Here is a 6,959-nt window from a genome sequence, read left to right on the forward strand (position 1 = left end):
CGGACTCACTTATCTCTGTTTTCTCACGGAATATTATCTCTCCTGTATCAATTTCATGGGAAAGGAAAAATGTGGTTACCCCTGTCTCCTTTTCTCCATTTATTATTGCCCAGTTGATGGGTGCTGCGCCCCTGTATTGAGGAAGTAAAGAGGAGTGAAGATTAAATGTTCCTTTCCCAGGCATACTCCACACAACTTCAGGAAGCATCCTGAAAGCCACCACAACCTGAACATCAGCTTTTAATTTTCTAAGCTCACTCAAAAAAACTTCATCCTTAAGTTTCTCAGGCTGTAACAGATGCAGATCTTTTTCCAATGCATACTGCTTCACAGGTGATGGTTGTAATTTATAACCTCTACCTGCAGGCTTGTCGGGCATTGTAATCACACCCACTACATTATAACCATTCTCAACCAATGTTTTCAGTGATTCAACCGCAAATTCCGGTGTACCCATGAAAACTATCCTTAAATCTTCTTTTTTCATCTTACTAACTTACATTTCACCTTAATTACTATTCATCACCTTCAGAATAATTTTCCACTAACACCTCGCGGTATGAGTTGAAAACTGATGATTGCGAAAGCAATCCCTGATACACCCCTTTGTCATCAACAACAGGCAAGTTCCAAGCTTTTGTCTTTTCAAACTGATCCATCACCTCCTCCATACTGTTGCTGATATTTATTATGGCGGGAGATCCAACCATAAATTTATTCACCATAAACCGATCATAGAGCTCAGACCTGAACATTATATTGCGAATATCATTCATAAGTACCAGGCCCAGCAGTTTGTTTTCTTTGTCAACAACAGGGAATATATTTCTATTTGAGTTAGAAATAACCTTAACCATATCACCCAGCGTCATATCAGGTGTAACAGTTGGTATATTCTTTTCAAGAAGGTTCTCTACCTTCAGGAATGTGAGTACAGCTTTATCTTTATGATGTGTGATTAGTTCCCCTCTTTTTGCAAGCCTTATAGCATATATACTGTGCTTCTCAAAAATAAGAATTGTACCGTAGGAAACAAGGGATACAATCATTAGAGGCAGGAAAAGGTCATATCCCCCGGTGAGCTCAATTATAAGAAACATTCCAGTCAACGGTGCATGCATAACCCCCGCCATTAGCCCCGACATCCCCATAAGCGCAAAATTCTCCTGGGGTAAGTATGTTGCAACTCCAATATGATTTAATGTATATGAGAATATGAAACCTGCAATACAGCCAAGGAACAGCGTAGGAGCAAATACACCGCCTGTACCTCCACCACCGTTTGTGGCACTTGTGGCAAAAACTTTAAATAGTACTACCAACGCAAGGAATATGATTGCCGACCATGGACTTTTCCAGTTGTAGAAATAGCTCTCATTGGTTAATCTATGAAATGAGTCACCTCCTTCAAGCAATGTTTCTATTGTATGATACCCTTCACCAAAAAGTGGGGGGAAAAAGAATATTAATAGACTTAATGTAACTCCTCCCAGCAGAAATCGCCTCCATGGCGAAAGTTTATGGAATATATTCTCGCACCAGCTCATCATGCGGATAACATAGAGAGATATTAGTCCGCACAGAATACCAAGTAGTACAACATAAGGAATGCGGTCGAGAGTAAACTGTTCAAGCAGTGTAAAGGCAAACATGGCATCCATTCCTGTTAGCATATATGATACCACAGTCGCGGTTACTGCTGTAACAAGCAGAGGCATGATTGATGACATGGTAAGGTCTAAAAGCAGCACCTCTATCACAAAAAGAATGCCTGCAACAGGAGCTTTAAATATGCCTGCAATGGCTCCTGCAGCGCCACACCCAACAAGAATCATCAAACTGTGCTGCTCCAGTCTGAAAAACCTTCCAATGTTAGATCCGATGGCCGAACCGGTAAGCACAATTGGTGCCTCGGCTCCAACTGATCCTCCTAAACCAATAGTTATGGAACTTGCCACAAGTGATGAGTGCATGTTATGTGGCTTTATTCTGCTCTTGCGTTGTGATATAGCAAACAGGATTTTTGTAACGCCATGACTGATATCGTCTTTCACTATATATCTCACGTAGAGTCCTGCAATCAGAATTCCAACTATCGGGAACAGAAGGTATGAGTAGTTGTGGCTTACCTGACTGAAATTCTCCGTTAGGAATACCTGTATAAACTCTATGCTAAGCTTAAGCAGATATGCTGCAAATGCAGTAAGTATTCCAACAATGAAACATACAAACAGCAAAAAATGGCGCTCTTTTATATGCTCATCGCGCCAGAGGAGAAATTTATTATGTATTTCTTTAAATTGTATCGGCATAAACAGTCTCACAATAGCAAAGATAATAAATAATGTTATTTTCTGATAACCTGAATTGTCCCATTCCTACCCAGCTTAATTATACTGGATGGCTTAACTTCACTATTATCTTTTCTGCGATAGTTTACCACATAGTCAACTCCATTCTTGATTTCAGCTGATATTTTTGAAAATTTAGTAGGGGATACCTCTCCGCTTATATTTGCTGATGTGGAGACGATAGGTTTTCTGAACTGTTTGCACAGCTCTCTTGAAAACAGTTCGTCGGTTATTCTTATCCCTATTGATCCATCAGGAGCTATAAGGTTTGCTGCAAGATTTTTTGCTCCATCATAAATGATTGTGAGTGGCTTGTCGGTCAAATCTATCATATCCCAGGCAATTTCCGGCACATCCTGAACGTAGGTTTGCAATTTTGCAGGATTGTCCAGCAGTACAAGCATAGATTTACTGTCGTCACGCTGCTTCAGATCATAGATACGTTTAACAGCCTCTTCGTTGGTAGCGTCACATCCTATACCCCATATTGTATCAGTTGGATATAGTATGATTCCTCCCGACTTTAAAACCTCAATTGCTTTTTTTATATCTTCCTGCATCTTTGTTTAAATTAGTGAACCGTTTATTCTTTGCATTATTAATGCATTCTCATATATGCTTCCGCTTGAAAGCCACTCTTTCAGTATCCCGGCCTCAGAATATCCCGCTTTGCTGAAAAGTCTTATACTGCCTCTGTTATTCTCAGGAATAATGGCATAGAGCTGTTTTATCTTCAGAAAATTAAACGAGTACTCCTCAAGAATATGTAATGCCTGCAATCCATATCCCTGTTCACGAAACTTCTCGTCTATAAGAATACCAACTCCTGCTCTCTTGTGAAAGGGATCAAAGTCATACAGATCAATTGTTCCAGCAACCTCATTTGACTCTTTTATAACTATCATCAGACGTAACTGTTTATCTGCATAAAGATCTTGTTTTGAGTCAATAAGATACTGTTTCAAAGCAAAACGTGAGTATGGAGCAATAGATGCGCCGTACTCCCATAGAGATGTGTCATTCTCCCACCTGTATAAATGATCCAGGTCTTCGGGCTCAGGAGCTCGTAAACGGATAACATTGTTTTCAAGTATTTTCTTCATCTGCTTCGTTTGCTTTATTTATTTCCTGAATCTCATTCCTCAAAGGTTTTTTCTGCTCACCTTTTTCGGTCAATCCTGTCAGTTCCGGATAGGAGGGTCTGCAGAAATAGTAAATAATAAAAAGTATTATAGTAAACCAGAAGAAGTTCATATTTCCTGAAATAGCATAAAGGGCTATATTCATTAATGTAACTGCATTAATTATCAGCAGACGAATTACTGATGCTCTTTTGTATCTTTTTATTACAGTTGCATTGTCGGATTCAGGTGATGTTTTTTTCAATATCTCTGCAAAGAGTTTTAGTGCAGCAGGAATAGCCAGTATTGTAATTACAATTGCATATCTCTCTAATGTTACACTTACTTCTGCTCCTTCTACTTTAATTGTAAGTATTTTAGAAATAAGAAGCAGGAAGAGTGGAACAACCGCTGCTATGCTAAACCAGTAATACAATTTTAAGCTGCTGATTGTTTCGTCGAAAATGTTTTTAGATTCACTCATTTAGATAATTGATTAAAAGATTCGTCAAACGGTGTCCTGTTTAAAATTGAGCGTCCCAGAGTAACCTCATCTGCATATTCAATTTCATCTCCAATTGATACTCCACGGGCAATAATGCTCACTTTTATATTGTAAGGCTGCAGTTTACGATAGATGTAGAAGTTGGTTGTATCTCCCTCCATTGTGGCGCTTAGGGCTAAAATAACCTCTTTAATTTCACCCGACTTAACTCTCTCTTCCAGACTTGCTATCTCAAGATCGGAGGGACCAATTCCATCAATTGGAGAAATTATTCCTCCAAGTACATGATATAGTCCCCTGAACTGATCAGTTTTTTCTATAGCCATAACCTCCTTCACATTTTCAACAACGCAAATGAGTGAGTTGCTTCTGGATTTATCGGAACAGATTTCACATATATCTATATCTGAAATGTTGTGGCAAATTGCGCAGTATTTTATCTCCTGTCTGAGTTTAAGGATAGTATCTGCAAAAGTAACCACCTTTTCTTCATCCTGTCTTAGCAGATGAAGTACAAGCCGCAGTGCAGACTTTTTCCCGATACCGGGCAATTTCGCAAATTCATTTACTGCATTTTCTAGTAAGGTGGAAGGGTAATGACTGTTCATAGAGTTATCTTTGGTGCATTATCACAAAGATAATATGAATCGATTTCCTGAACAAATATCTTTTATTTTTGGAACATTTGTGAACTTTGTCTTGTTTTTTTCTTCTAATTTCGTTTTTTGTAACGTTTAAGTTTGTAAATTTGTAACCATTAATATTTTTTATTATAGGAGAATTGTCTAAAAATCTACCAATCATATCAAGGTGTGATTCCAATTTATTTAATAAGTGAAACAAAATATGAAAGTACTTTTGGCAACAAGTAAACCTTTTGCTTTACAGGCAGTGCAGGGAATTCAAAATGTAGTTGAAACTGCTGGTCTTGAATTTGAAAAAATAGAAAACTATACAGAGAAATCGCAATTACTTGATGCCGTTAAAGATGCAGACGCTTTAATTGTTAGAAGTGACAAAATAGATGGTGAAGTAATGGATGCTGCTAAGCAACTGAAGCTTATTATCAGAGCCGGAGCAGGTTATGATAATGTTGATCTGGATGCTGCAACCAGTCGCAATATTTGTGTAATGAATACTCCGGGACAAAATGCCAATGCTGTTGCAGAACTGGTATTTGGAATGATGATATATATGCAGCGAAACAAATTCGACGGATCTGTTGGTCGTGAGTTGATAAACAGACGACTCGGACTGTACGCTTTTGGTAACGTTGCTAAAAAAGTTGCACGTATTGCACGTGGGTTTAATATGGCTGTTTACGCATATTCACCTGCTCTGACACATGATGACCTCAGGAAAGAGGGAGAGTATGGAGTAATTACTGCGTATAGCAATAGAGAGCTTTTTGAAAACAGTGATATAGTATCTCTTCACATGCCTTTGCTGGAAGATACCAGAAACTGTATCGACTATAAACTTCTGGCTTATATGCCAAAAGATGGTTTGCTGATCAATACAGCTCGTAAAGAGCATATTGTTGAGGATGATTTGATTAGGATAATGGAGGAACGTCCTGCTTTTCAGTACGTAACAGATATCAAACCTGATAAGCATGAAATCTTCCTGGAGAAATTCCCTAATCGTTATTTCGCAACACCAAAAAAATCAGGTGCACAAACTACAGAGGCAAACAGAAATGCAGGAATTGCAGCTGCCCATCAGGCAGTAATGTTTTTAAAGAGTGGAGATGACAAGTATAGAGTCAACTAATAAAAATCAACGGGATATCAAATAAAAGTCATTCTTCCTGAATCAGCTTGAAGAGTGACAAACTGAATTCTGGATATAATTTTTAAAATAACAATCAATGGAAAAGTACAATTTTAATGCCGGACCCTGCGTGCTTCCCAGACCGGCAGTTGAGTCGGCTATTGAAGCAATCCGCAATTTTGACAACACAGGAATAGGTATTCTTGAGATTTCACATCGCACCCCGGGTTGGGAGCGAATCATGAAAGAGACAGCCGATTTGTGGAAGGAACTTCTGAATATTCCCGATAATTATCATGTTCTTTTTCTTGGTGGAGGTGCAAGTACACAGTTCTTTGATGTACCGGCCAACCTGTTAAAAAGTAAAGCAGCCTACCTGGAGACAGGCTCATGGGCAAAGAAAGCAATTAAAGAGGCTAAATTTTATGGGGAAGTTGAGGTTGTAGCTTCATCGGCTGACAAAAATTTCTCATATATTCCTAAGGGTTATTCTATCCCTGAAGATGTTGACTATTTCCATATAACAAGTAATAATACAATCTACGGAACAGAGATTCATGAAGATATAGATAGTCCTGTTACCCTGGTAGCAGATATGTCGTCAGACATCATGAGCCGTCCGGTTGATGTTTCTAAATATGGTATCATTTATGGTGGTGCACAGAAGAATGTTGGTCCTGCCGGTGTTTCATTCGTAATTGTACGTGAAGATATACTTGGAAAGACTGGTCGCCCTATTCAAACTATGGTTGATTACCGCACACATATAAGCGATTCGGAGAAAAACCGCTCAATGTTTAATACTCCTCCTGTATTCTCTATATTTGTTATGCATGAAACCCTTAAATGGCTCAAGGAGCAGGGCGGGGTAGAAGCAATCTATAAACTCAATAAAGAGAAAGCCGGAATGCTTTATGATGAAATCGACAGAAATAAACTTTTTGTTGGAACAGCTGCAAAAGAGGATCGCTCATTTATGAATGTATGTTTCGTAATGAAAGAAGAGTATAAAGATAAAGAGGCAGAATTCCTGAAATTTGCAACAGAAAGAGGTATGGTTGGAATAAAAGGACACCGTTCGGTTGGCGGTTTCCGTGCATCAATCTATAATGCCTGTCCAAAAGAAGCGGTTGAAGCTCTTATCAAATGTATGCAGGATTTTGAGGCTCAGAATTAAGAGATAGAACTAAACTTTTTAAATAATAAGGG

8 protein-coding genes are annotated in these 6,959 nt (G+C 38.6%); 2 read left to right on the forward strand and 6 right to left on the reverse strand.

Annotated features, from left to right (window positions below; translation table 11 throughout):
* From PHO43_RS09540 to recR, 6 genes are all read right to left on the reverse strand, one after another.
* A partial coding sequence (locus PHO43_RS09540) for a methionyl-tRNA formyltransferase (protein WP_288012090.1) occupies positions 1–487 on the reverse strand: 487 nt, incomplete at its 3' end.
* 28 nt (positions 488–515) lie between these two features.
* Positions 516–2,312: a chloride channel protein gene (locus PHO43_RS09545; RefSeq protein WP_053826755.1), complete on the reverse strand. Its 1,797-nt coding sequence runs from the start codon at positions 2,310–2,312 to the stop codon at positions 516–518.
* A 35-nt stretch (positions 2,313–2,347) separates the two neighbouring features.
* Positions 2,348–2,911 (reverse strand): L-threonylcarbamoyladenylate synthase, encoded by a 564-nt coding sequence (locus PHO43_RS09550; RefSeq protein ID WP_045089003.1) that lies wholly within the window; start codon positions 2,909–2,911, stop codon positions 2,348–2,350.
* Positions 2,912–2,917: 6 nt separating this feature from the next.
* Complete coding sequence (locus PHO43_RS09555) at positions 2,918–3,454, reverse strand: GNAT family N-acetyltransferase (RefSeq protein WP_045089004.1); 537 nt, start codon at positions 3,452–3,454, stop codon at positions 2,918–2,920.
* A complete protein-coding gene (locus tag PHO43_RS09560; protein ID WP_288009957.1) occupies positions 3,438–3,956 on the reverse strand; it encodes a hypothetical protein in 519 nt (172 codons plus the stop codon). The genes PHO43_RS09555 and PHO43_RS09560 overlap by 17 nt, the downstream gene beginning before the upstream one ends.
* A complete protein-coding gene (gene recR / locus PHO43_RS09565; RefSeq protein WP_045089006.1) occupies positions 3,953–4,585 on the reverse strand; it encodes a recombination mediator RecR in 633 nt (210 codons plus the stop codon). The genes PHO43_RS09560 and recR overlap by 4 nt, the downstream gene beginning before the upstream one ends.
* A gap of 238 nt (positions 4,586–4,823) precedes the next feature.
* On the opposite strand from recR, the gene PHO43_RS09570 reads away from it, so the two are divergent.
* Positions 4,824–5,750, forward strand: a complete 927-nt coding sequence (locus PHO43_RS09570) for an NAD(P)-dependent oxidoreductase (RefSeq protein WP_045089007.1) — start codon at positions 4,824–4,826, stop codon at positions 5,748–5,750.
* Positions 5,751–5,847: 97 nt separating this feature from the next.
* Positions 5,848–6,927 carry a 3-phosphoserine/phosphohydroxythreonine transaminase gene (serC, locus tag PHO43_RS09575; RefSeq protein ID WP_288012093.1) on the forward strand — a complete coding sequence of 360 codons (1,080 nt, stop codon included), beginning with the start codon at positions 5,848–5,850 and terminating at the stop codon, positions 6,925–6,927.
* Positions 6,928–6,959: the final 32 nt, after the last annotated feature.

The organism is Lascolabacillus sp., from assembly GCF_028696275.1.
GTDB classification, from domain to species: domain Bacteria; phylum Bacteroidota; class Bacteroidia; order Bacteroidales; family Dysgonomonadaceae; genus Proteiniphilum; species Proteiniphilum massiliensis.

What these genes read in the sequence shown, in the direction of transcription:
- PHO43_RS09545 (WP_053826755.1), bottom strand. Translation starts at nt 2,312, where the DNA reads ATGCCGATACAATTTAAAGAAATACATAATAAATTTCTCCTCTGGCGC.
- PHO43_RS09550 (WP_045089003.1), bottom strand. Translation starts at nt 2,911, where the DNA reads ATGCAGGAAGATATAAAAAAAGCAATTGAGGTTTTAAAGTCGGGAGGA.
- PHO43_RS09555 (WP_045089004.1), bottom strand. Translation starts at nt 3,454, where the DNA reads ATGAAGAAAATACTTGAAAACAATGTTATCCGTTTACGAGCTCCTGAG.
- PHO43_RS09560 (WP_288009957.1), bottom strand. Translation starts at nt 3,956, where the DNA reads ATGAGTGAATCTAAAAACATTTTCGACGAAACAATCAGCAGCTTAAAA.
- recR (WP_045089006.1), bottom strand. Translation starts at nt 4,585, where the DNA reads ATGAACAGTCATTACCCTTCCACCTTACTAGAAAATGCAGTAAATGAA.
- PHO43_RS09570 (WP_045089007.1), top strand. Translation starts at nt 4,824, where the DNA reads ATGAAAGTACTTTTGGCAACAAGTAAACCTTTTGCTTTACAGGCAGTG.
- serC (WP_288012093.1), top strand. Translation starts at nt 5,848, where the DNA reads ATGGAAAAGTACAATTTTAATGCCGGACCCTGCGTGCTTCCCAGACCG.